Below are 23788 nucleotides of genomic sequence, written 5' to 3'. Positions count from 1 at the left end.
TTTTAGTGTTTAAGGCGCTTTAAACGTCCCTCGTGTATAGCGCCATTGAATTGTTGTTTAACATCAATCAATTGGTTGGCTTTACGTAGCATTTGATTTTCCTGAGTTTTTTCAGAAAACGTACTAGTAAGCCCTGCTACAGTGTAAGTGCCTTTATCTATAAAATTTAATGCACGTGCAAACATTGCTTCGGTAGGATCTCCAAAATCTTTGGTTACATCATCTTCCACAATAACACCCGGAAAGTTACCGCCGGGAATCATACCCTGATAAAAATCGGCTTTACCTGCTGCGTTCCGGCTTTCAAACTCGGCCAGGTATAAATCAAACTGAGATGCATTACCCAACGGAATGGCAAAAAAGCCAACCGGTTTGCCGTATGATGTTTTTCCAACCAATTGTACACCCTGCGGTAATACTGGTTGCAGGTTGTTTATCAGCAATTCACTTGCCGATGCTGTGCTACCTGTAACCAGGAAAAACACTCGGTTTAGGTTTAAACTACCAACTTTACTGAAATTGAACGTGTTATTAGCTGTAGTAAAATCACCCGGATCAATTTTAAATTTACGGGCCAGCAATGGATAAATGTTGCTTTGCAGTTTAGTATTAAAGTACTCATTAAACATTAAGCCACCATTGCGGCTTGATGGCACTAAATAGTTTGCCAAGTATTGCGAAGTTTCAACGGCACCGCCTCCGTTGTAACGCAAATCAACTACAAGTTCAGTTATACCGTCGGCAGTGAATTTGTTAAACGCTTCATCAATTTTTGCCTTGGCGTTACTCATTACCGTAAAACGGCTGAATGCAAAATAACCTACCTTTTTACCCGTATTGGTTGTAATGGTAGTGAACTTAGCAACAGGATTGATAGTATATGATGTTTTGGCTACAGTTGCGGTATAAGTTGTACCATTGCGGCGAGTAAGGTTCAGCTTAACCGAACTGCTACCCAAGGCAGATGAAACGCGCTGGAATGCTGGGTCGGAATTGGTACCGGTAGTTAACGTTACTGATTGATCATTAATGGCTGTAACACGGTCGCCCCGGGTAAGGCCTTGTTGAGATGCTGAGGAACCAGGATATACATATCTTATACGTAAATCATCGGCTGCAGTGTAAGTTAAGGCAAAACCAAAATCACCGCCGGTTCCGCCAATTGAGGTTGCCGCCTGTCCCTCATCAACGTATGAATACTTGGCCGTTCCCGGATCGTTAATATCATACTCATAAGGCTTTCCTGTTGATGTGTTTATTTTAATTTGTGACAGCGCATCTACTTCTGCCTGCAGTGCAGCTCGGTCTGAACTGCCCGTAAATCTTCGGGGATTAAATGCCTCTGTAGACGGCAAACCATCGTTCCATAAGTAAACCTCCTTGGCATACATGTAAACCGAATCGCGCAACAAATCTAGATTGTCGCCATCTTTGTTTTTATCCTTTTTGCAGGATGTAAATGCTACTGCCAGCAATAGCAAATAAAGTAAGTTTTTTCTCATTCCTTCACGGTTCTAAATCAGGCAATTAACGTACAAATATTTTATTTTATTACGTAATAAATTAATCAATAGTTTTTGTGTGCATCAATATAATCAATGCCACATGCCTGGGCACAAAGCTGGTCAGTTTCTGATGCACCGATCATTACTATTTCTCGCCGTTGAAGGTTATGTTTTTTAATGAGCATATCTACCATATCAGGCTCAGGTTTGGCCACAATTTCCTCTGCAAAGTAACAGGTCAAGTATTTTTCCAGCTCCTGCCAGTCGGCATGCTTTATTTTATTAAGCTGCTGTTGCGGGTTTCCGTTGGTAACAATGAAAATTTGCTTCCTGTCTACTACAATTTCCTGCAGCATCGAAAGCATTTCCGGATAAAGTAATAGCTTTAACGGTACCTGCGCATTTATAAGTAAATGAGCAAAGTTGAACCTATACTTTTCATCGAGCTTAAAACGTTCTTGCACCACGTTAAATACAGCATCGGCACCCTGCTCCTCATGAGTTTGCACCATAAGCTTTACCAGTACCTGGGCATCAAGCAGCTCTGTGTATTCTAAAAACCCTGCAAACAAGTAATATACCTGGTATAAGTAATCCTTTTCAGGGTAAAGCACATTATCAAGCTCAAAAACAAATGCATTGATGTGCTTATCAATATCTGAATACTTAATCATGCACGTTTATCAAGGTTATACCATATTCCTCAAATAATTGCAAAGCCGGGCTGAGTGCATTGTTTTCCTGTGTATTGAGCAAATACACGGTACTAATGCTGTGATCAAGGCACAAGGCCAGCATTTGATGAGGATAAGTTTCACTTTCGGGGCGGGGCAATTTGATCATTGAACCGTTCTTCAACATAATTTCGGGTAATTCGAGGTAATCACCCAAAAGTACATGCTCCCCCCCTTTTTGATTTTTCAGCTGGTAAGCCTTTGCTGAGCTTGCAGCAGTTATTAGCGTATACACGTATATTATTAAACTATTAAGCCGTCTTTCATGGTCACCTTACGGTCGCTGAGATCGGCAAGGTCTTCATTGTGAGTTACGATGATAAAGGTTTGATTAAAGTTGTTACGCAGATTGATAAACAACTCATGTAAATCGCGCGCATTTGCCGAGTCAAGATTACCTGAAGGTTCATCAGCTAAAATAAGTGCAGGTTCATTTATGAGCGCACGCGCTACTGCCACACGTTGCTGCTCACCGCCCGATAGCTGGCTTGGCTTATGATGAATTCGGCTGCTTAAACCGAGCATTTCCAGTAAGCTTGCGGCACGTTTTTCGGCCTGTGCTTTGGGCTTACCCGCTATAAATGCAGGGATGCAAACATTTTCGAGTGCATTAAATTCGGCAAGCAAGTGATGGAACTGAAAAATGAAACCAATTTGGGTATTACGAAAATGACTTAGCTGCTTACTGTTCAATTTACTAATTTCAGTATCATTTAAATACAAGCGTCCCGAGTCGGGCTTGTCTAAAGTGCCTATTATATTAAGCAATGAACTTTTACCCGCTCCTGATGCGCCTACGATAGTAACAATTTCGCCTTTATTAACATTAAGGTTTACGCCTTTCAGTATTTGAAGACTACCGTACGTTTTTTTTATATCGAGCGCTTTAAGCATGTACAAATGTAATTGAATTAGTTGATTTAGCTGCGGAGCAATTGCCCCTGAAACCTGTTACCACAGATGAGGTTGAATAACAATTGTATCACATAGCAGTTTTCTATAAATTGATGCTAAAGTTTTTGCATGTTTAGCAATGCGTGTTACACTTAAAAACCTCAATTATTTCATAAAAAAGCCGTTCAAGTTTTAATACTCCAACTGAAATTGTAGATTTACCGCAAATTCTTCACAAGACATGAATATTCACGAATATCAGGGCAAAGCAATACTAAAAAGCTTTGGCGTAAGGGTACAGGAAGGCATTGTAGCCGATACTGTAGAACAGGCTGTTGAAGCCGCCCAAAAAATGAAAGAAGATTTCGGTTCGGACTGGGTGGTTGTAAAAGCCCAGATTCATGCCGGCGGCCGTGGTAAAGGCGGTGGTGTTAAACTTGCTAAAAACCTTGATGAGGTTAAGGAAAGAGCAGGCGCTATTTTAGGTATGCAACTGGTAACTCCGCAAACCGGCCCAGAAGGTAAAAAAGTACATAAAGTGTTAATTGCACAAGATGTTTACTATCCTGGCGAAAGCGAAACCAAAGAATTTTACATGAGCGTATTGTTAGACCGTGCAACTGGCCGTAACATTATCATGTACTCTACTGAGGGCGGTATGGATATTGAAGAGGTAGCACACTCTACTCCTCACCTTATTCATAAAGAAGAAATTGATCCAAAAGTTGGTTTACAAGGTTTCCAGGCACGTAAAATTGCCTTTAACCTGGGCGTATCAGGCGATGCATTTAAAGACATGGTGAAATTCATCACTGCTTTATACAAAGCTTATGATGCTACCGATTCATCTCAGTTTGAAATAAACCCGGTATTAAAAACTTCTGATAACAAAATTTTAGCTGTTGATGCTAAAGTAAACCTTGATGATAACGCGCTTTACCGTCATAAAGATTATGCCGATATGCGTGATACCAACGAGGAAGACCCTATGGAGGTTGAGGCAAGCTTATCAAACCTTAACTATGTAAAACTTGACGGTAACGTTGGTTGTATGGTTAACGGTGCTGGTTTAGCAATGGCTACCATGGATATTATTAAGATTGCCGGTGGTGAGCCTGCAAACTTTTTAGACGTAGGTGGTACTGCTAACGCTCAAACTGTTAAGGCTGCCTTTAACATTATCTTAAAAGATCCTAACGTAAAAGCTATCCTTATTAACATCTTTGGTGGTATTGTTCGTTGTGATCGTGTTGCTCAGGGTGTTATTGATGCTTACCAGGAAATTGGTGACATTCCGGTGCCTATTATTGTACGTTTACAAGGTACTAATGCTAAAGAAGCTAAAGAACTGATTGATAATTCAGGCTTGAAAGTGTTCTCTGCTATCCTATTAAAAGAAGCTGCTGAGCGCGTTAAAGAAGTATTAGCATAATTTTAGAAAAAAACTCACCCTACTTAAAGGGTGATTTGTTATACAAAAGCTGCATTTTAACGATGCAGCTTTTTTGCTTTTATACCTGTATGGTTTGATAATTATTGTCTACATTTCTTGATAAATATCAATACCAATTTATTTCAGCCGTACTACATTTGTATTATAAAATTTTAAAATAATCATTTATATGTTTAAACATTTAAATGATTATACTTGTAAAAGCAACATTAACAATTATAAGATTATGGCAACAACAAAATGGGTAATGGACCCAATGCACTCAGAAGTACAATTTAAAATAAAACACCTTGTAATTTCGACCGTTACAGGTTCGTTTCGCAAATTTGAAGGTGAAGTTGTAACCGAAAGCGACGATTTTGCAGATTCAGAAATTGATTTTTCACTTGACGTTGACAGCATTGACACAACGCAGGAAGCACGCGATCAGCACCTGAAATCAGCAGAGTTTTTTGATGCTGAAACTTATCCGAAGATCAGTTTTAAGTCAACGTCGCTGAAAAAAGTTAGTGGCGACGAATATAAACTTGAGGGCAATCTTACTATAAAAGACGTGACAAAACCGGTAAGCCTTGATGTGGAATTCGGCGGTTCGGCAGATGACTTTTACGGTCAAACTAAAGCCGGATTTGAAATTACCGGTAAAATAAACCGTAAAGACTTCGGTTTAACCTGGAATGGCGTTACCGAAGCCGGCTCAATTGTAGTTGGTGAAGACGTTAAGCTTATTATAAACGCGCAATTTACCAAGCAAGCGTAAAACGCTTATAGCTACAAGCATTAAATATAAAAAGCTGCCTTACATAAGGCAGCTTTTTGTGTTTTATCGAAAATCTTCAGGCCTGGCACCTTGGATGGCCGCGCCTACTTTTTCTACCAGTTCATCATCTAATGTACCTTCCTGCTGTTCCCAGCATTCAATTTCTTTACAGGTATGCACCAGGGTGCATAAATGCTCATTGTTGGATACCACTATGTAAGCGTCATTGCATGGAATTACCAACATGCTTATGAGGTTGTCACTGTCGTAAAAATCCAGTTCAATATGAAATGCGCCTTCATCGGCCGAGTTATCAAACTCATCAAAATCAAATTCGTCTTGCTGCATAAATTTATTACAACCGTGTTGTTAATTTGGTTTGCTTAAATAAATCCTAAACAAATTTTGTAACATCCTGTTACCAACATACATTATCCTCACTACACATCTTCACTTTATGGAATCTCCCCTGGTATATTCGGCCAGCGCCGATGTAATGAAAAAGCATTTTGTACACCATTTAAACCGCGTTTACTTTGGTAAAAAATATTTGCAGCAACACTTGCCTGGCCTCACATCATTAGCATCTTTCAAAAAATTACGTTTTGCAATTGAAGAGGTAATTGAGAGTGTGAATAACCAGGTTAACCGTATTGAGCAAATTTATAATGATATTGATGCGCAGCCAGATCATGAAAACTGCGTTCCAATTATCGCTATTTTTAAGGATGCATTTGAAACACCCGATTATGGCGATGGAACTTGTTTACTTAACGACATTGACATTATTCTTTACCTCCAACTACTGGAACATATAAATATAACATCATACCGTATGTTGAAGATACTAGCGTCTGCACTTCAATATAAAAACGCCGAGCAATTACTTATTGAAAGCTTTGATGAATCACGTGATGACGACAGGCTTTTTCAAATGATTGCTGATGAGTATTTAAGAACAAATTGATTGTACGTTCACCCTTTACTACCAGTAAGGAAAATTATAAGCACAAAAAAAGCGGTCATTTAATAATGACCGCTTTTTTTTATACTATGCTAAATTAGGCGTTTTGAATTGAAGTATTTAAATCATCAGCCTCACCTTTTACTCTTGATTTTGCTTCATCATATGCACCTGAGGCATACTCTTCAGCCTGGTCTTTATAGTCTGATGCTGCACCTACAACGCTATTCCATTTTGATTTAGCTTTATCGGCCACATCATTGCCATACTCTTTCAAGTCGTTAGCAGCAGTTTGAGCTTTGCTTTTAGTTTTGTCTACCAGGTCATTTACGTAATCGGCAATATCTTCTCTTAATTCCGAACCACTCTCTGGAGCAAGTAGTAAGCCAATAGCTGCACCGGCAGCAGCACCCACTAAAAGTGCTGCAATAATTTTAGTTTGATCTTTCATTTTTACTTCTTTTTAGCAGATGTTTTATGATTGATTAACACTCACATGCACATACTGTTTAAATAATTTTCAAAAAAGACTAATACAGTTAAACAACAGTGTAATTATTTAATTAAGCAGTGGCAGTGAGAAATGGAATGCAGCACCTTTATCCTTTTCACTTACTACCCAAACACGGCCGTTATGTCTTTTAATTATTTCGGCGGCTACATAAAGGCCAATACCAAAGCCAGAGAACGTTTGCTCGTTACGCCCTTCCACACGATAAAAGCGATTGAATATTTTAGCCTGTTCTTCTTGGTTTATACCAATGCCGTAATCCTGTACAGCTATTACAACCTCCGTGTCACCCAAAGAAACATTAATATCCACACGGTCTGATTCGGGTGAGTATTTAATGGCGTTGGTTAAAAAATTAGTAATAACCTGCGCTATGCGGTCGCGATCTGCGTATATGGACACATCAGATTTACCTGTATATACAATATCATGATGCGATGCGGTATGCTGCACTTCATCAACCGTTTCTTTAATGAGGTCATGCAGTAGAAACTCTTCGCTATTCAAACTTAAACGCCCGCTTTCCATTTTTGAAACGTCGAGCAAATCGGTTATTAAACGCGTTAGCTTGTTAATTTGCTTATTTACGGTGGTTAAAGATTTTATTAGGAATTCGTCATGCTCGCGTTTACTATATATGGTAAGTAGCAGTTGTATATAAGCTTTTATAGAAGTTATTGGTGTTTTAAGCTCATGACTTGCCATACCAATAAAGTCATTCTTTATTTGCTCATGCTCTTTCATTTCGGTAATATCCATCCCCGAACCTATATAACCGGCAAATACATCATCCTCGCCTTCAAACCTGGGCACTCCCTTCATACCAATCCACCTGTACACACCATCGTATGTTCGTTTCATGCGGTACTCAACGTAAAAGGCCTCTTGTTTGTCAAAAGCTCTGTTATAAATATCAAGCACTGCCTCAGCATCCTGAGGATGAAGTAAGTTGCTTTGCAGGTAACCGGTATCTGATAGCAGCTCAACAACATTGGCAAACTGCATCCAGCTTTGATTTAAAAATGTGGTACGTTTGTCAGCACCAGTCATCCAAATAAGTACCGGTGCCGAATCTGCTATACTTCTAAACCGCTCTTCACTATCCTGCAGCATTTGCTCAGTTTTCTTCCGCTCGGTTATATCCATGCATGAACCCACATAACCGGCAAATTCCCCGCTGCTATGATAGCGTGGCTTACCCGAAACGGCTACCCATTGCATCTTTCCATCGTTACGCTGTATTCTGAAATCTGAATGTAAAGGGCTTTTATTATCTATGCTTCGCAGGTAGTCACTTATTACACGTTCCCTATCATCGTTAACAACAAAATCAATCCACCCGCGGCCTAAGTGAGCCTCGTAAGGTTGGCCGGTCCAGTCAATCCAGGTTTGATTAACAAAAGTAATGTTACCACGCTGATCAACGGTCCATAAAGCGGTAGCAGCTGCATCAGTAATATCCTTAAATAATAACTGCTGTTCTGCGAGCTCCTGGCGGGCAATGTTTCTTGCCGTTACATCAAAGCCCATAATCATTACACCGTCCATTTCGGCCTGATGATTACAATATGGCGAGTAAACAAAGTCGAAGTAGTAGTCACTTATGAGACCATCCTCGCCCGCTATTGTTACGTTGTAATCATAACTATTGGCAGCCTTACAGCTATCGTATACCTGCTCAACTTTTTGGTAAAACTCATTTCCCAACTCAGGCCAGGCTTGCCTCATGGGTTTGTTTAACACATCGCGATTGTGCCATAACTTTCTGAAAACAGGGTTTACCAACTCGCATATGCCATCGCGCCAGCGCAACATTGCTATTAAGCCGGGAGTTTGCATAAACAAACTCTTCAACTGCCCGTCGGTTTGATAAAAACCGCCGGAAAAATCGTTTTCATGAGTTGATGGTAGCATAAAACAGATGTTATAAACTAATCTCACCATTAATTAATCAAATAGCAAAAATTATTTCATTTACTAGCCTAACGCTAGTTATAACCATACCAAATAAAGAAAAACAAACAAGCTGGTTTTACAGGTACATTTTTTGCACCTATTTAAACCAACCTATTAATGTATTTAATATTTTTACCTTAACGTTGACGATTGACTGACAGGCATAGCTATAACTTTAACTTTGATTAAACGTTAAAGCGCTTGAATGATGCCATGTTTAAGTAAACTCTACCGTTTACTCAGTCAACAACCTGTGAAAACATATAAATGAGTGATTATAAAGTAGATTTAACCAACTGCGATAAAGAACCTATCCATATACCGGGCAAGGTGCAAGCGCATGGATTTTTAGTTGCTGTTGATAGTAAGTGCATTATTACCTATCTGAGCGAAAATATTAGCAGCTTTTTACCGCTGAAAGCTAAAGATTTATTAGGTAATGATTTAAAAGTCCTTGAGCAGGTTTTATTACCAGGTGAAACACCGGGCCTCATAAATCAAATGCTGCAATTGGGTAAGCATGCCAAAAACTTCGAGACAATCAATCCTTACCGTATTGATGTAGGAAATTTGAGTTATAACCTCATTATGTCTCAGATTGCCAACTTTTACATGTTGGAGTTTGAGCCCACAAGTAGTGCCACCGAAATTGACATACAAAAAACCATCGGAAGGTCGGTTACGGAAATGCTTTCGGGTAAGCAACTAAAGCACCTGCTTAATAACGCTGCAGAGCAGATAAAAACTTTGATTGGTTATGATAGGGTAATGATCTACAAGTTTTCTGACGATGGCCATGGTGAAGTTGTAGCCGAAGTAAAGGAAGACCATCTTGACCCATTTTTGGGCTTGCATTACCCTGCAAGTGACATACCAAAACAGGCCCGTGAGCTTTATAAAATTAACCTTACCCGCATCATTGCAGATGTTAATGCCGAGGCTTCTCCTATATTAACGCTGCCTAATAATGGCGAAGCTCATGCGCTGGATCTAACACATTCAACTTTAAGAGCTGTATCCCCTATTCATATTCAATATTTAAAAAATATGGGGGTTGCGTCAAGCTTCAGTATTTCGCTCATGTACCGTGATGAGCTTTGGGGATTGATTGCATGCCATAATTATAGTCCGCGTTTCATAAATTACAAAGCTCGCGAGGCTTCAAAGCTTATTGGACAAATTATATCTTCTGCACTTGAGTTTAAGCAGGATGAAGAATTACTTGCACGCAGCGAAGATTATAAAGCAGCATACGATTCGCTATCACGGCAACTGCGCAAAAGCGGCAGCGTATCATCTATAATTACTGAGCAAAATTCAACTATACTTGATGTTTGTGACGCAACCGGTGCCGTTCTTGTTTTTGAAGACCAAGTGATTAAGCTTGGCCAAACGCCCAACGATGAACAGTTGAAGGAGCTAAATGCGTGGTTAAAACGCAACATGCAAGACAGGGTATTTCATACACATCAACTTCCTGAGCTACACAGCCAGGCCAAAGAATACAGTGATGTAGCCAGTGGCCTGCTTGCCTGTACTTTATCGAAAGAAATGGGCGAACTGATGATGTGGTTTAAGCCTGAGCAAATTACTACCATTAATTGGGCTGGCAACCCCGACAAGCCCGCTGAAATTGATGAGCACGGGCAATTAATCCTGTCGCCACGCAAATCATTTGATGTGTGGTCACAAACGGTCAAAAACACATCAGACCGCTGGACCCGCGAAGAGATTGCAACCGTATTGAAATTGCGCGAGGATGTTGTTTATGCTATAAACCGTCAGGCTAACGAGATACGCACGCTGAACGAAAAACTTAAACAAGCTTATGAGGAGCTTGATACTTTCAGCTTTACCATCTCGCACGATTTACGTACACCACTATCAACTATCAAAAACTATTCGGAGCTGTTGTTGGAGTCAAATACCAGCCTTGACGATGATGCCCGCCGTATATTGAAAAAGGTGATAGGCGGAGCGGATAAACTCAATTTCCTGATTAAAGAGGTTTTGAACTACTCGCGCGTTGGTCGCGCAGAGATGGAGTATACCCAAATTGATATGGGAAAGCTGCTAAAGGATATAAAAAGTGACCTGGTTGTAGCTCTTAATGTACCAAATTTAGAATTTTCTTTAGGTGACACGCCTCCCCTCTTAGGAGACCGCACCATGATTGCGCAGGTATTTGCTAACCTATTAAATAATGCAGTTAAGTATTCTGCAAAATCAAATCCGCCAACGGTAAAAGTAAGTGGCAAAGAGGTAAATAATGAAATTGTATACGAAGTTTCGGATAACGGCGTTGGCATTGACCTAAACTACTATAATCGTATTTTTGATTTATTTAAACGCATGGACAATGTGCGTACTTACGAAGGTACGGGGGTTGGCCTAGCTATAGTAAAAAGGATTATTGAAAAGCATAACGCCCGCATTTGGGTGGAAAGCGAACTGGGGGTTGGCACGATATTTTATGTAGCATTTAGAAAGAGTGGAAATGGGAGCGCCTGATATATTATATATTGAAGACAACGAAGATTTTATTGACGTTGTTGAGCGTGCCATTGGCCAAATAAATGGTGGCAAAACCAAACTTCATGTAATTGAAGATGGCACGTTGGCATTGAATACATTAGATACGCTGGTTGAAAACAAAGTTAAACCGCGTTTGATACTTATTGACTTGAACTTACCGGGCCTGTCAGGATTAGATTTGTTAAGAAAGATAAAGGAAACACCTGCGTTGCGCTACGTACCTGCCCTAATATTTTCAACTTCTGACAACCCTGTTGATATACGGACATCGTTAGAATATGGAGCAAATGCGTTTGTTACCAAACCTATGGGTTATAACAACGTGGTTAAGTGCCTCAACTCTATCTCAGACTTTTGGCTAAATACCATATCAGTAGCGTAAAACATACCTGTTTAATAACAGTTAACAACATTATGAATTTAAAGCCCATACTTGCTGTTTTACTGCTAACAGCCGCGTGTAAGTCACAACAACCTGGTTCAGCTTCAGGTTGCCCTACTGTAATGTGTACCGAAGAATTTAAGATGATACCTGTAAAGATTATATCAACCTCAGGTACCGAAGCTGAATTTAAATCATACAAAATTATGGATGTTGCGGGCGGCAAAGAAATAAAGCTAAGCAATGATTTACCCAACACCCCTGATAATGCAAAAACGCTGATTGTAGCCGACGACAGCCAACGACGAAATTTTTCGGAGAAAGGTACTGATATACAGCTACAAATTACCCGTAATGATGGTAAAGTAGTGAAGGTAAACTATAAAATATCAGGCGGAAAATGTGCCTGCCATGTAGCCAAGCTTAACGGCCCCGACCAGATAGATATAGACAGGTTGTAAAAACACAACCTGTTAATTAGCTTTGGTGATGGATTTACCTCAAACCATCCTCACACGTAAAGACGAAATTACCCGTGATTTCCTCGCTTTGTATGAAGACCATGTAAGCAAGTTGATGAGCGGTGAACACCGTAAACGCTATGCGGCTAAAACCTTCGCCAATTTGCTGTTTATCGATTCGAGACATTTGACCAATACGCTTAAACTTACAACGGGCAGGTCGCCTTGTGATTACATGGAGCAGCGCATTGTTAACGAAGCAAAAAAGCTGCTTGCTGAGTCTGACTTATCGGTTGCGCAAATAGGTTACAAATTTGCGTATGATGATCCAACCAACTTCACAAAATTCTTTAAGGGAATGACGGGTATTACGCCAAGGCAGTACCGAAAGCAAAAATTATCATCGGCTCTGTAAAATTCTGAAGTGTACACCTTTTTTAGAGCTGCACCTCGCATAATTTTGTGTTATAGCAAACAACAAACATCTATGACACGATCAAAAATTGCACTTGTAACCGGCGGCAGCCGCGGCTTAGGTAAAGACATGGCCATCAATCTTGCGAAAAAGGGTTTGAACGTTATATTAACCTATAACAGCAAAAAAGAAGAAGCAGACCAAACGGTTAAAGAGATTGAAAACTTAGGGCAACAGGCCGCTGCACTACAACTCAATGTAGGAAAAACCGGTAGTTTGGACAGTTTTTTTGAAGAGGTAACATCAGCACTCAAAAACACATTTGGTACCGATAAGCTGGATTACTTGATAAATAATGCCGGTGTTGGCCTATACGCCCCTTTCGCCGAAACAACCGAGCAACAGTTTGATGATTTATTAAACATTCAGTTTAAAGGCACATTCTTCTTAACTCAAAAAGCACTAAAGCTAATGAACGATGGCGGTGGCATAGTAAATATATCCACCGGCTTAGCACGTTTTAGTCTTGCAGGTTATGGTGCTTACGCGGCTATGAAAGGTGCTATTGAAACGCTTACAAGCTACCAGGCACTTGAATTGGGTTCGCGCCAGATAAGGGTAAATGTTATTGCCCCGGGTGCAATAGAAACTGATTTTGGCGGTGGCGCTGTGCGTGATAATGAGCAGTTAAATAAAATGATTGCTTCACAAACAGCACTAGGTCGGGTTGGCAAAGCTGATGATATTGGCAGCGTAGTAGCTTTCTTATGTACGGATGATGCCAAATGGGTAAACGCACAACGCATTGAGGTATCTGGCGGTATACATTTATAAAACAAGCAAACACAAAAAAGCCCGGCATTGAATACCGGGCTTTTTTGCGTTTAAAATGTGCTGAACCACTGCAAAGCATCTCCCATCATTGGTACTACGCTTGACCCGTGATTTCCTCCTGGAATAGGTATTAATGATAATTTGGCAGAACCCGTTACCGGTAAAAAGCGGTTATATGTACTCTCAGATGTTTGGTAGTAAACATTCTCATCTGCAGTGCCATGATATAAACGTGTAGCACTTTTTGGAGCCCAGTTAGGAAAACTATTTTCGGCAACCTTAGCTTTAAAAGCCGCTTCGGCCCCGGCGTTGTTAAGGCTGTTAAAAAAGTTAGTATTAAATAAGTCTCTTAAACTGGTTGTTAGCTGAGCGTTAATCTGGTCGCCTTTTAAGGTTCCGTCAAGTAGCATATTTATTCTGCCTGCAAAAGGCTCTTTGAAATAATCAGTTAACGGGCGATTGAAACCATAAAGTGTGTTATAGTTTTGGATGAACAGGGCAAAGAAAGACGGATCGGGGTAGCTTGCTTTTGTAGCCACAGTAGTAAGCATACCGCTGATGTCATAACCTCCGGCGCCTTCGGCAGCCGCGGTTACGGTAAGTTTATGGCTGGCGTTGGTTTCAATTTCGCGCTCGGCTGCCATAGTTACATAACCACCCTCTGAGTATCCAATTAAAAACAGCTTTTCACTTATACTTCTGTTTTGTGATTTTAAATAGTACTTAGCCGCCTTAATCATATCAACTACAGCCTGACCTGATGACTGCATATCATAATAAGGGTGGATAATATCTTTAGAGACACCATAACCTATAAAATCGGGTATTACGGTTATGTAACCGGTTGAGGCAAACAATTCAAATCCGGTCATGCTTCCCGGAAAGTTAAAAGCTGATGGCGCCTGGAAATCCGCGAATATGGTACCGTGCTGAGCGCTTAAGATTGCAGGTGTACCACTCACTCCTTTAGGTACACAAAGCAAACCTGATGCCTGTATTTTACTGCCTTTAAAAGTAGTGTTGTAAATAAATCTATAAAAATCTACATCATATTGCAGGGCTGATGAAAAAGAACCAAATCCCATTACGGAAGCGGCGGTTTGCAATTGCACTTTTGTTAATGATTGCAACGGGTTAGCTGATACAAAAAGCTCCTTGCCAGCATCTTCCTCGGTTTGCTCTTCTTTCTTATCTTTTTTGCATCCGGTGGCAACAAATAATGCAATCAGTACAACGCCTATAACACGTAAATTAATTTTCATTTTTTTTATGGGTAATGGTTTTTTGCTTAAAAATAAACTAAATTCTTTCAAAAGCAACTACCAAATAATCAATTGTTTACAATCCATTAAGCAAATGGTATTTTGATGTAGAATGTGGAGCCTTTGTTTAACTCACTCTTAACTGTTAGGCTGCCACCCAAAGCCTCAACATGACTTTTCACCAAAAACAAGCCTAGGCCCTTACCTTCAACTTTGAAATCAAAACGTTTGTAAGGCTTAAATAAATCGTGCGCGTGCTTTTCTATATCAATCCCCTTACCGTTATCAGCTACATATAACACGGTATGTGATTCTGTCTGGTAAAAATCTATTTTGATAAATGGTCGTAGATGCGATTTATACTTTATAGCGTTGCTGATAAGGTTATAAAAGATACTGTAAATATAAGCGCGATTTGTGCGTAAAACCAGTGGTTTGGTTTGAATTGAAATATCAGCATCGGTTACCAGTATCTGGGGCTGCAAATCAACCATTACCTGCTGCAGCAAATCCTGCAGAATGACAGGTTCTTTAAGGAGTTCCTTGTTGGCGTTGTTGATGGTAAGTATATAACTTAAATCCTTTATTACAGTATCGAGGTTATTTACCGATTTCGTTAACTCTTTAAGTGTTTGCGACTGCGTTTCAGGATCATCTTTAAATAATTCAAGCAAATTTGCCAACCCAACAATATTAGCCACAGGTGAACGCATGTTATGCGACACAATGTAAGCAAACTGGTGTAACTCCTTATTTTGACGATATAGATCGTCTGCCAGCATGCGCAGTTCCAATTCTGCCTTCTTTTTATCGGTAATGTCGGTATGCACAGTTATGCACATCTCCATTTTGCCTTCGCTGCTCATAATAGGCGTAAGCTTGATGAAATTCCAAAAGCTTGATCCATCGCTCCGGAAGCACTCAAGCTCACGTTCAATAGCCACACCGTTCAGCAAGTTTGCTCTCCCCTCTTCAAGTACTATATAATCAACTTCCTCACGGGTTATTAAATCGCTCAGGCGCTTACCTATAATGTAATCGCGTGGGTGTCCGCACATTTTAAGAAAAACGTCATTAATAAGTTCAATTCTGAAATCACTATCTAATACGGCTACACCATTGGTAGCTTTATTGGCAACTATAGAAAGCTTTTTAAGTGTTTGCTGTAATGCTATATGTTCACCTATATTTTTTACAATAGCATACAGTTCAACCGTTTGCCCCTCAAACACTACCGGAACAATTGTTAAGTTTACAAAAAGTAATTCCTGGCGCTCAGTATATACTTGTACGTCTAACGACGATGACTTTGCTTGCCTGGTAGCTGCTATGAAACCACGTATAGCTTCTATACGATTTTTAGCGGTCACCAGGTTTAACAAACCGTGTTGCTGCAACACTTCCATGGAAAATCCGGTGTCATGTGTTATCTGGGCATTGCTGTGTAAAACGCTGCCATCAATATCAATATTGATAATACCGTGAGGATGGGCATTAAAAAAGTTAGAATTAGCTTGCTTAAGCTTATCAATTGCAGCTGCACCACTATCATCAATAGGGCGCACGCTAACCATTATGTTAGTAGTAGTGCTATTGGGTTGAAGTATTGAAAAAGTTAAATCAGCCCATTTAAGTATTTCTCCGGTGCCTTTAAAAACTGCCTTGTTTAACTCAAGGCTGTCACCCGGAATATTTTGACTTATAAGATTATTAAGATTGCGCAGATGAGCCGAGCGAATAAATTCCGTAATAAACCTTCCCTCAAGATTTGAAAATGGTAATGTTAACCAATTTTCAAAACCTTTGCTTACCTGTACAAACCGTCCTTCAGCATCAAGCAGTAGATGAAAGTTCATTAATGTAATACGCGTAACAATAAAGCATGAAAGTTACAATTATAAATCGCATCCAATGTGAAATAAATACTATTTTGTTGCAATGCTTGCTAATACGATATTTTTCAAGCTAACATTTATCTATCATACAAACAAAGGCCGAAACTAAAAGTTAATTAAATAAACTTGGATTATGAGAAACGGACTTTTTGAATACGGCGATCAGGTTGTTATTAACGAAACAGACGAAAAAGGTACAGTAAACATTAACCAAACCGAAGAGGGCAGTATGGTTGAAGTTGAGCTACAATCTGGCGAAGTACGGATGTTTAGCGAAGATGAACTTGCGTTTGATGAGGATTACGCACCGCAACCACCGGCTGACGATACCTTGTAAACTTAAATTGAAAGCTGGTGATTAATGCAATATTTTAAACACCAGCTCTTTTAATAACTCTCCATGTGAAGCGTTGGAGTTCATTCCTTTGCTTTTCAAATCATACTCTCTCAGCCAGCCTATAATAAGCGTTGTTTTGTAATAGTCAAACCCTCGCGCAGCAGCTTCATAATCTTTAATGAAGTATGGATTAACACCCAGTTCGCTGGCCACACTTTTAGGCGTTTTATCTTTCACATAATGATACATCAGCACCTTTGAAAAAAAGTTATTTAAGTTTCCCAGTATAAGCACTATTGGATTGGCCTTGGGGTTAGCTTCAAAGTAATTAACAATTTGATTGGCTTTCAATACGTCTTTTTTAATTAAAGCCGATTGCAGCTCAAAAACATTGTACTCTTTACTAATACCAATATTATCTTGAATATGCTTAAGGTTGATTTCCTGCCCTTCAGATATGTTAAGCATCAACTTATCTATCTCGTTAGCAATTTTAGATAAATCATTACCTAAATATTCGCACAGCATAGCCGCTGCCTGCGCACTAATTTGATAGTTTTTTTCAGTAACGTAGCTTTCTATCCAGCCTGGTATTTTGTTATCATACATTGATGCCGACTCAAATACCAATCCGTTTTTTTCGATAAACTTGTATGCCTTTTTACGCTTATCAAATTTGCCATACTTGTAACAGAAAACAAGAATTGTAGTATTGAGCGGATTTTCGAAGTAGCTCAAAACTGGGTTGATACCTTTTTTATCAGCATCTTCCTTACCCCATTTCATATCCTGAGCTTCTTTAATAATGATAACCTGGTAATCAGCCATCATAGGGTAACGCTTGGCAGCGTTTAGCACCGTCATTATATCAGTATCTTTTCCATAAAGTACTGTTTGATTAAATCCTTTTTCAGCGTCAGACAGTATATGGCTTTCCATATAATTGCCCACAAGGTCAATGAAATAAGGTTCATCGCCATGAAGCAAATATAATGGCTTAAACTTGCGGCTCTTTATGTCTTTAATAATGTCGTTAGCAGTCATTGATTACAGGCCGTAAATTTACGAATAAGCGGTTAGGATTTGGCAGATATAATGATGAATTTAGCCCCGATGGATTTGTTACAGCCCTTAGCCCTTCCTCCCTATCCTTTTAAAATAACCGATGAAAATAATCAGCTGTACGTTTTTGATGAAATAAGAAAACGAAAAATTATGCTTACACCCGAAGAATGGGTGCGCCAGCATTTTGTGCAGTACTTAATAAACGTTAAAAAGTATCCTAAAGGATTAATTAAACTTGAAGGCGGGTTAAAGCTACACGGAATGGCCCGGCGGTCAGACATTGTGGTATATTCCACCAATGCAAGCAAATTACTGATGGTTGAGTGCAAGGCCCCGGGTGTGAAAATTGACCAGAAGGTATTTGATCAGATAGCCCGGTACAACATAACTCATCGGATAAAATTACTGGTTGTTACTAATGGACTACAGCATTACTACTGCAGTATAAATTTTGATGATAACACCCACTCGTTTCTTGAAGATTTGCCCGATTATAATGCAGGTTGATTAAAAGTTGCTGATGTTACCGAGGCTTTACGTTTAACCAAAGTAACAATCTTTTCTTTCAACTCATCGGGCTTAAATGGCTTAGATACATAATCATTCATTCCGGCACTGAATACCTTTTCCCTTATATCGGTAAGGGCCGATGCTGTTAAGGCAATGATTGGCACTGATGATTTTACGCCGTCTGGCAGCTTTCTTATTTCCATTGCGGCCTCAAAGCCATTCATTACAGGCATTTGCAAGTCCATTAACACAATATCAAAATTGCCATACTGCATCATTTCCACAGCTCGCTCTCCATTTTCGGCAAATGAAGATTGTACCTGCCACTTACTGAAGAATTTCTTCATCAGCATAGTATTAACCATATTGTCTTCGGCAACAAGTATATGCAGATTACTTAACTCCGAATCGTGCTGCGGAGCAATTCTTGGCTTATCGGCATGTTCCTCGGGCTTATCTGTCGCAACAGGAAGCTCAAGGCTGAACAAGAACTCTGATCCCTGTCCTGGCTTGCTTTTAACCTCCATTTGAACGCCTTTAAGTTCTAACAAGCGTTTAACAATAGCAAGGCCTAATCCTGTGCCACCATACTGGCGGGTTGTAGTTACTGATTCTTGTGTAAAAGGTTCAAAAATTGCGGTGAGGTTGTCACCTTCAATACCAATGCCGGAGTCCTTTACAGAAAAGCGTACAACTACTTGATTGTGCCTGTCTTCAATGCAGTTTACTTTAACTTCAACATAACCCTGCCTGGTGAACTTAATGGCATTACTTACCAGGTTAAATATTATTTGGGTTATACGGGTTGGGTCTCCAATAACGGTCTTATTACGAAAGACGTCGTCAATCTTTAATTTAAAAATAAGTCCTTTCTCGTTCGCTTTAATAATTTGCCCGCCGCAAATGTTGTGCATCAATTCGGCCAGGTTAAACCGTATGTTTTCGAAAACCACTTTACCCGACTCAATTTTATTAAAGTCGAGAACATCATTAACGATGGCCAAAAGGTTATTAGCCGAAAACTTTAGTATCTCAAGATTCTCCTGCTGGTCAGGCCGCGGGTTGCCCATCATCAGCAAATTACTCATACCAATAACCGCATTTAAAGGCGTGCGTATTTCATGGGACATGGTAGACAAGAACTCCGACTTAGCATGTGAAGACTTTTCGGCCTTATCAATAGCTTGTTCAAGGTTTATGTTCAGGCGGAATTGTTCTTCACCTGTTTTCTTCAACTGAACTATGTTCTTTAAAAATGCATTGTAAAAGTGATTATGAATGTACACCATCATAATAAAATTGGTGAGCACACTTATAATCAATGTTGATTGGTCTAACTTTTCGGGGCGTATGCCTATGATATACAAATTACTATATGAGTAAATCATAAGCAGTACAATAGGCAGCAAATTAACAAGGGAGTAAAATAAACCCCAATTTTGCCCTAACATGTAAAAACCAAAGATGATGAAGAGTAATACTAATTGAATGGACAGGATATCAACCTTTTGGAATATAATGAAGGCATCAGCCAAATTAATAATGGTTCCTACAGCAAGCAGTGCGTGCGAAACCGTTTTCCAGTCGGCTTTCCAGGTAAGATATTTAAACAAACCTGCAATAAGTACCAGCACCCCGCCAGCTATTACAATGAGCGGTGTTTGGTCGATAAACAAAACACTTAAAAAGACAGCAAACACCGCTACAAACACCAACCCTAACCCGTAATACAATAAGCGAATACGTGCCTGAGCGAGCATCGTTTGCTCGTCAGACAAGATATTCTTTATAGAGAGGTTTAAAAAACCTGCTGCTGTGCTCATCACTTATTGGTAAGTTAAAGTATTCTAATGTATCGGGTATTAACTGGTTTACACCTTGCAATTAAATTGCCAAAAACTTTAGGTTCTCTTCAATGATCTGAAGCTTAGCCTCGGCGTCTGCCTGCTTCTTCCTTTCATTTTCGATAATTTCAGGTTTAGCATTATTCACAAATTTCTCGTTAGATAGCTTAGCATTTACCGACTTTAAAAAGCCTACTAAATATTCTTTATCTTTTTGTAAACGAGCAATTTCTGCGTCTGCATCAATATTATTGGCTAATGGTATAAAAAACTCATCTGTTGATACCATAAAGCTTGCTGCACCTGCAATTTTATCATCAGCAAAGTTAATTGAGCTGATGTTTCCTAACTTGCTTATAACGGGCACAAACGATTGATAATCTACAGCTGAACTTTGTTTTACATGCAGTTCTAAAGCTTCTTTAGGTGATAATTGTTTTGTGTTCCGCGTATTACGTATTTCTGTAATTACTTGTTTCAGTTTTTCAACATCAGCAAGCAACTGTGTATTGGTTTGCTCAATTTCGGGTAATTGAGCAACTATACAACAGTCTTGCGCATTGCGCTCCCCAAAAAGCTCATCATGCCATAACTCCTCGCTTAAAAACGGCATAAACGGATGCAACAACTTGAGTATGTTTTCAAAAAACTTAACAGTAGCGTTAAAGCTTTCGGCATCTATTGGGTGTTGGTAGGCAGGTTTTACCATCTCAAGGAACCAGGCGCAGAAATCATCCCACACCAGCTTGTAAACTGCCATAATGGCTTCCGAAAGGCGATATTGTGCAAACAAATCTTCAATTTCGGCAAGCGCTTCATTGAAACGACTGTTAAACCAATTTATAGCTATTGCATTGGTTGCAGGCAAAGTTGCATCAACCTCCCATCCTTTTACTAAACGGAAAGCATTCCATATTTTGTTGGCGAAATTACGGCCCTGCTCACAATAGCTTTCATCGAACATAAGGTCGTTTCCGGCAGGCGAACAAAGCAGCATACCTACACGAACACCATCAGCGCCATATTTTTTTATCAGGTCAATGGGGTCAGGCGAATTACCTAACGACTTAGACATTTTCCGGCCTAACTTGTCACGAACTATACCGGTAAGGTAAACGTTTTTAAAAGGGGCTTTACCCTTAAATTCATGACCGGCCATAATCATACGCGCCACCCAAAAGAACAATATTTCGGGTGCGGTGACCAGATCATTGGTTGGGTAGTAGTAATTAATATCGGCGTTGTCAGGATTTTTGAAACCGTCAAATACCGATATAGGCCACAACCACGATGAAAACCAGGTATCTACCACATCTTCATCCTGACGTAAATCGGCGGCGGTAAGCGTTGCATCAATGCTTTTTGCTTCGGTAAGCGCCTCCTCCAAGGTTTTTGCTACTACAAACTGGCCATTTGGCAGGTACCACGCAGGTATTTGCTGTCCCCACCACAACTGGCGGCTAATATTCCAGTCGCGCACGTTTTCCATCCAATGGCGGTAAGTATTAATAAATTTATCAGGTATAAGCTTTACCTCGCCATTTAAAACGTAATCTAACGCTGGCTGTGCCATTTCTTTCATTTTGCAAAACCATTGCATTGAAAGTTTAGGTTCTATAACCGCGTCGGTACGTTCAGAAAATCCAACTTGTGAACGGTACTCTTCTACCTTTTCTAGCGCACCAGCCTCTTCAAGCAGCACAGTAATTTTTTTACGGGCAGTAAAACGGTCTTCACCAATCAATATCTCGGCCTTATCGTTAAGTGTACCGTCATCATTTAAAATGTCAATTACTGGCAGGTTATGTTTTTGCCCCAGCTCGTAGTCATTCAAATCATGCGCAGGCGTAACCTTTAAGCAACCCGTACCAAAATCCATGGTAACGTACTCGTCAAGTATTACAGGTATCTCACGGTTAATAAGCGGAACCTTAACTGTTTTGCCATGCAAATGTGTATACCTCTCGTCATTTGGATTTATACATACGGCACTATCAGCCATTATGGTTTCAGGGCGCGTGGTAGCTATCATTATATGCGTAGCATCTCCTTCAGCCTCAGTCAAGGTATACTTAATGTAATAAAGCTTTTGGTTTACTTCTTTACGAATTACTTCTTCATCAGATACGGCAGTCAATCCTCTCGGATCCCAGTTAATCATGCGTACGCCACGGTAAATCCAGCCTTTTTTATAAAGATGAATGAACGTGTCAATTACCGCTTCAGACATATCCTCTTCCATGGTAAACCGGGTACGGTCCCAGTCACATGATGCACCTAATTTTTTGAGTTGCTCAAGTATTATACCGCCGTATTTTTCCTTCCATTCCCAGGCATACTTTAAAAAGTCTTCGCGTGATAAATCTGCCTTGGCAATACCACGTTCTTTAAGCATGTTTACCACCTTAGCTTCGGTGGCAATACTGGCATGGTCGGTACCAGGAACCCAGCAGGCGTTTTTGCCTTTCATACGGGCGCGGCGTATCAATACATCCTGAATGGTATTATTTAACATGTGGCCCATATGCAACACACCTGTAACATTGGGCGGGGGTATAACTATAGTGTATGGTTCGCGTTCATCCGGCACCGATTTAAAAAATTTGTGCTCAAGCCAATAGCTATACCATTTATCTTCAACTTCACTAAACTGATAGGTTTTTGAAATACTCATAGCCTACAAAAATAATGTTTTGCGGCAATAACCATCATACTAAAGCATAAACGAAATTTTGATAATCAGCGCATTGCTACCCATCTTATAACATAATACTTTATTCAGTTTGAACGCGTATTTAAACATGGTTTAAATCAGTTTATACATTAATAAAAAAGCCCTTAACAGTTGAATGTAAGGGCTACCTATAATTGAAAGCGTGCTGTGAGTGTTAGTATCAAATACTGTTATCACTAATTTTGAACCGGCGCCTGGGCTGGTTGCTGTGCCGGTGGCGGAGTTTGTGGCCTACGGGCACGCGGTACATAAGCTGCTTTAAGTTCGGGGTGCGATGAGCCTTTATGACAGGTGTTGCAATTAACACCTAGTTCCATCACCCGGCCTATAGAATCTTTACCTGCATCAAAATACTTCTTGTTGATAGTGGCCGTCATGCGATACATTTTGCGAGCCATTTCTTTCTCCGGCTTGCTATCTAAAGCAAAATCTATGCGTTTGGTTTCCTCGTTACGGGTATGACAAAAATTACATCTTACCCCCAAAGCAGCCGCCCACTCATCCATCACACCATCAAGCTGCTTTTCAGAAATATTTTTAGGAAGAACTTTTAAGTTCTTGAACTTCTTCTCGTCCTGAACATTTTCGGCTCGCATTGCAGTGGTTGAAATAAAAACGACACTGGCAAGCATTCCTAAAGCAACAACAAAATTTTTCTTGATGGTCATAACAATAGCAAATTGGTTTTGATGTAAATATAAACCAAACAGCCAACATTACATTATTATGACAGTAAA

22 protein-coding genes and 1 pseudogene are annotated in these 23788 nt (G+C 39.9%); 10 read left to right on the top strand and 13 right to left on the bottom strand.

Annotated features, from left to right (window positions below; all coding sequences use genetic code 11):
* Positions 1 to 2: 2 nt before the first annotated feature.
* The 4 genes from QZ407_RS05550 to QZ407_RS05535 form a co-directional block, all read right to left on the bottom strand.
* On the bottom strand, positions 3 to 1502 hold the full coding sequence (locus QZ407_RS05550) for a S41 family peptidase (protein ID WP_295768477.1): 1500 nt from the start codon (positions 1500 to 1502) through the stop codon (positions 3 to 5).
* A 65-nt stretch (positions 1503 to 1567) separates the two neighbouring features.
* Positions 1568 to 2179, bottom strand: coding sequence for an HAD hydrolase-like protein (locus QZ407_RS05545; protein ID WP_295768475.1), 612 nt, complete (start codon positions 2177 to 2179; stop codon positions 1568 to 1570).
* Complete coding sequence (locus QZ407_RS05540; RefSeq protein WP_295768472.1) at positions 2172 to 2474, bottom strand: hypothetical protein; 303 nt, start codon at positions 2472 to 2474, stop codon at positions 2172 to 2174. The genes QZ407_RS05545 and QZ407_RS05540 overlap by 8 nt, the downstream gene beginning before the upstream one ends.
* Positions 2475 to 2482: 8 nt before the next feature.
* Positions 2483 to 3133, bottom strand: coding sequence for an ABC transporter ATP-binding protein (locus QZ407_RS05535; RefSeq protein WP_295768470.1), 651 nt, complete (start codon positions 3131 to 3133; stop codon positions 2483 to 2485).
* 238 nt (positions 3134 to 3371) lie between these two features.
* Between QZ407_RS05535 and sucC the strand changes: the two are divergent.
* Together sucC and QZ407_RS05525 are read left to right on the top strand one after the other, a co-directional pair.
* Positions 3372 to 4565 (top strand): annotated as a pseudogene (gene sucC / locus QZ407_RS05530) (ADP-forming succinate--CoA ligase subunit beta); the annotation flags it as partial.
* Between the two features lie 247 nt (positions 4566 to 4812).
* The gene (locus QZ407_RS05525; RefSeq protein ID WP_295768468.1) at positions 4813 to 5346 is read left to right on the top strand and encodes a YceI family protein; all 534 of its coding nucleotides are present in this window, start codon (positions 4813 to 4815) and stop codon (positions 5344 to 5346) included.
* Positions 5347 to 5409: 63 nt separating this feature from the next.
* Here the strand turns inward: QZ407_RS05525 and QZ407_RS05520 are convergent, their stop codons facing one another.
* Entirely contained in the window at positions 5410 to 5694 is a 285-nt protein-coding gene (locus QZ407_RS05520; RefSeq protein ID WP_295768466.1) for a hypothetical protein, read from the bottom strand.
* Between the two features lie 109 nt (positions 5695 to 5803).
* Here QZ407_RS05520 and QZ407_RS05515 point away from each other — a divergent pair, with 109 nt between their 5' ends.
* On the top strand, positions 5804 to 6313 hold the full coding sequence (locus QZ407_RS05515) for a DUF892 family protein (RefSeq protein ID WP_295768463.1): 510 nt from the start codon (positions 5804 to 5806) through the stop codon (positions 6311 to 6313).
* Positions 6314 to 6407: 94 nt separating this feature from the next.
* Here QZ407_RS05515 and QZ407_RS05510 read toward each other — a convergent pair whose 3' ends face one another.
* Both QZ407_RS05510 and QZ407_RS05505 read right to left on the bottom strand, forming a co-directional pair.
* On the bottom strand, positions 6408 to 6761 hold the full coding sequence (locus tag QZ407_RS05510) for a YtxH domain-containing protein (protein WP_295768461.1): 354 nt from the start codon (positions 6759 to 6761) through the stop codon (positions 6408 to 6410).
* Between the two features lie 108 nt (positions 6762 to 6869).
* Positions 6870 to 8735 (bottom strand): PAS domain-containing sensor histidine kinase, encoded by a 1866-nt coding sequence (locus QZ407_RS05505; protein WP_295768458.1) that lies wholly within the window; start codon positions 8733 to 8735, stop codon positions 6870 to 6872.
* Positions 8736 to 9044: 309 nt separating this feature from the next.
* Here QZ407_RS05505 and QZ407_RS05500 point away from each other — a divergent pair, with 309 nt between their 5' ends.
* The 5 genes from QZ407_RS05500 to QZ407_RS05480 all read left to right on the top strand — a co-directional run bounded on the left by QZ407_RS05500 (position 9045) and on the right by QZ407_RS05480 (position 13404).
* Positions 9045 to 11288 (top strand): ATP-binding protein, encoded by a 2244-nt coding sequence (locus tag QZ407_RS05500; RefSeq protein ID WP_295768456.1) that lies wholly within the window; start codon positions 9045 to 9047, stop codon positions 11286 to 11288.
* Complete coding sequence (locus tag QZ407_RS05495; protein WP_295768454.1) at positions 11275 to 11694, top strand: response regulator; 420 nt, start codon at positions 11275 to 11277, stop codon at positions 11692 to 11694. Before QZ407_RS05500 ends, QZ407_RS05495 begins: the two co-directional genes overlap by 14 nt.
* 32 nt (positions 11695 to 11726) lie before the next feature.
* Positions 11727 to 12155, top strand: coding sequence for a hypothetical protein (locus QZ407_RS05490; RefSeq protein ID WP_295768452.1), 429 nt, complete (start codon positions 11727 to 11729; stop codon positions 12153 to 12155).
* 28 nt (positions 12156 to 12183) lie between these two features.
* Positions 12184 to 12570 (top strand): helix-turn-helix domain-containing protein, encoded by a 387-nt coding sequence (locus tag QZ407_RS05485; RefSeq protein ID WP_295768450.1) that lies wholly within the window; start codon positions 12184 to 12186, stop codon positions 12568 to 12570.
* 72 nt (positions 12571 to 12642) lie between these two features.
* Positions 12643 to 13404 carry an SDR family oxidoreductase gene (locus QZ407_RS05480; RefSeq protein ID WP_295768447.1) on the top strand — a complete coding sequence of 254 codons (762 nt, stop codon included), beginning with the start codon at positions 12643 to 12645 and terminating at the stop codon, positions 13402 to 13404.
* Positions 13405 to 13454: 50 nt separating this feature from the next.
* On the opposite strand, the gene QZ407_RS05475 is transcribed toward QZ407_RS05480, so the two are convergent.
* Both QZ407_RS05475 and QZ407_RS05470 read right to left on the bottom strand, forming a co-directional pair.
* The gene (locus QZ407_RS05475) at positions 13455 to 14666 is read right to left on the bottom strand and encodes a lipase family protein (protein WP_295768445.1); all 1212 of its coding nucleotides are present in this window, start codon (positions 14664 to 14666) and stop codon (positions 13455 to 13457) included.
* Positions 14667 to 14752: 86 nt separating this feature from the next.
* Positions 14753 to 16522 (bottom strand): PAS domain-containing sensor histidine kinase, encoded by a 1770-nt coding sequence (locus QZ407_RS05470; protein ID WP_295768443.1) that lies wholly within the window; start codon positions 16520 to 16522, stop codon positions 14753 to 14755.
* Between the two features lie 172 nt (positions 16523 to 16694).
* Between QZ407_RS05470 and QZ407_RS05465 the strand changes: the two genes are divergently transcribed.
* Positions 16695 to 16898 carry a hypothetical protein gene (locus tag QZ407_RS05465; protein WP_295768442.1) on the top strand — a complete coding sequence of 68 codons (204 nt, stop codon included), beginning with the start codon at positions 16695 to 16697 and terminating at the stop codon, positions 16896 to 16898.
* Positions 16899 to 16919: 21 nt separating this feature from the next.
* Here QZ407_RS05465 and holA read toward each other — a convergent pair whose 3' ends face one another.
* Complete coding sequence (gene holA / locus QZ407_RS05460; RefSeq protein ID WP_295768438.1) at positions 16920 to 17942, bottom strand: DNA polymerase III subunit delta; 1023 nt, start codon at positions 17940 to 17942, stop codon at positions 16920 to 16922.
* A gap of 51 nt (positions 17943 to 17993) precedes the next feature.
* On the opposite strand from holA, the gene QZ407_RS05455 reads away from it, so the two are divergent.
* On the top strand, positions 17994 to 18470 hold the full coding sequence (locus tag QZ407_RS05455; protein ID WP_295768436.1) for a type I restriction enzyme HsdR N-terminal domain-containing protein: 477 nt from the start codon (positions 17994 to 17996) through the stop codon (positions 18468 to 18470).
* On the opposite strand, the gene QZ407_RS05450 is transcribed toward QZ407_RS05455, so the two are convergent.
* The 3 genes from QZ407_RS05450 to QZ407_RS05440 all read right to left on the bottom strand — a co-directional run bounded on the left by QZ407_RS05450 (position 18455) and on the right by QZ407_RS05440 (position 23719).
* Entirely contained in the window at positions 18455 to 20296 is a 1842-nt protein-coding gene (locus QZ407_RS05450) for an ATP-binding protein (protein WP_295768434.1), read from the bottom strand. The two genes, QZ407_RS05455 and QZ407_RS05450, sit on opposite strands and share 16 nt — an antisense overlap.
* A gap of 61 nt (positions 20297 to 20357) precedes the next feature.
* Positions 20358 to 22991, bottom strand: a complete 2634-nt coding sequence (locus QZ407_RS05445) for a valine--tRNA ligase (protein WP_295768431.1) — start codon at positions 22989 to 22991, stop codon at positions 20358 to 20360.
* A gap of 236 nt (positions 22992 to 23227) precedes the next feature.
* On the bottom strand, positions 23228 to 23719 hold the full coding sequence (locus QZ407_RS05440) for a c-type cytochrome (protein ID WP_295768429.1): 492 nt from the start codon (positions 23717 to 23719) through the stop codon (positions 23228 to 23230).
* Between the last annotated feature and the right edge of the window lie 69 nt (positions 23720 to 23788).

This window comes from uncultured Mucilaginibacter sp. (assembly GCF_913773635.1).
Taxonomy (GTDB): Bacteria; Bacteroidota; Bacteroidia; order Sphingobacteriales; family Sphingobacteriaceae; genus Mucilaginibacter.
Note: the sequence above shows the minus strand (reverse complement) of the source record. Positions and strands in the feature narration are given on the sequence as shown.

Excerpts from the sequence above, each read along its gene's own strand:
- QZ407_RS05550 (WP_295768477.1), bottom strand. The coding sequence starts at position 1,502 with ATGAGAAAAAACTTACTTTATTTGCTATTGCTGGCAGTAGCATTTACA.
- QZ407_RS05545 (WP_295768475.1), bottom strand. The coding sequence starts at position 2,179 with ATGATTAAGTATTCAGATATTGATAAGCACATCAATGCATTTGTTTTT.
- QZ407_RS05535 (WP_295768470.1), bottom strand. The coding sequence starts at position 3,133 with ATGCTTAAAGCGCTCGATATAAAAAAAACGTACGGTAGTCTTCAAATA.
- QZ407_RS05525 (WP_295768468.1), top strand. The coding sequence starts at position 4,813 with ATGGCAACAACAAAATGGGTAATGGACCCAATGCACTCAGAAGTACAA.
- QZ407_RS05520 (WP_295768466.1), bottom strand. The coding sequence starts at position 5,694 with ATGCAGCAAGACGAATTTGATTTTGATGAGTTTGATAACTCGGCCGAT.
- QZ407_RS05515 (WP_295768463.1), top strand. The coding sequence starts at position 5,804 with ATGGAATCTCCCCTGGTATATTCGGCCAGCGCCGATGTAATGAAAAAG.
- QZ407_RS05510 (WP_295768461.1), bottom strand. The coding sequence starts at position 6,761 with ATGAAAGATCAAACTAAAATTATTGCAGCACTTTTAGTGGGTGCTGCT.
- QZ407_RS05505 (WP_295768458.1), bottom strand. The coding sequence starts at position 8,735 with ATGCTACCATCAACTCATGAAAACGATTTTTCCGGCGGTTTTTATCAA.
- QZ407_RS05500 (WP_295768456.1), top strand. The coding sequence starts at position 9,045 with ATGAGTGATTATAAAGTAGATTTAACCAACTGCGATAAAGAACCTATC.
- QZ407_RS05495 (WP_295768454.1), top strand. The coding sequence starts at position 11,275 with ATGGGAGCGCCTGATATATTATATATTGAAGACAACGAAGATTTTATT.
- QZ407_RS05490 (WP_295768452.1), top strand. The coding sequence starts at position 11,727 with ATGAATTTAAAGCCCATACTTGCTGTTTTACTGCTAACAGCCGCGTGT.
- QZ407_RS05485 (WP_295768450.1), top strand. The coding sequence starts at position 12,184 with ATGGATTTACCTCAAACCATCCTCACACGTAAAGACGAAATTACCCGT.
- QZ407_RS05480 (WP_295768447.1), top strand. The coding sequence starts at position 12,643 with ATGACACGATCAAAAATTGCACTTGTAACCGGCGGCAGCCGCGGCTTA.
- QZ407_RS05475 (WP_295768445.1), bottom strand. The coding sequence starts at position 14,666 with ATGAAAATTAATTTACGTGTTATAGGCGTTGTACTGATTGCATTATTT.
- QZ407_RS05470 (WP_295768443.1), bottom strand. The coding sequence starts at position 16,522 with ATGAACTTTCATCTACTGCTTGATGCTGAAGGACGGTTTGTACAGGTA.
- QZ407_RS05465 (WP_295768442.1), top strand. The coding sequence starts at position 16,695 with ATGAGAAACGGACTTTTTGAATACGGCGATCAGGTTGTTATTAACGAA.
- holA (WP_295768438.1), bottom strand. The coding sequence starts at position 17,942 with ATGACTGCTAACGACATTATTAAAGACATAAAGAGCCGCAAGTTTAAG.
- QZ407_RS05455 (WP_295768436.1), top strand. The coding sequence starts at position 17,994 with ATGATGAATTTAGCCCCGATGGATTTGTTACAGCCCTTAGCCCTTCCT.
- QZ407_RS05450 (WP_295768434.1), bottom strand. The coding sequence starts at position 20,296 with ATGAGCACAGCAGCAGGTTTTTTAAACCTCTCTATAAAGAATATCTTG.
- QZ407_RS05445 (WP_295768431.1), bottom strand. The coding sequence starts at position 22,991 with ATGAGTATTTCAAAAACCTATCAGTTTAGTGAAGTTGAAGATAAATGG.
- QZ407_RS05440 (WP_295768429.1), bottom strand. The coding sequence starts at position 23,719 with ATGACCATCAAGAAAAATTTTGTTGTTGCTTTAGGAATGCTTGCCAGT.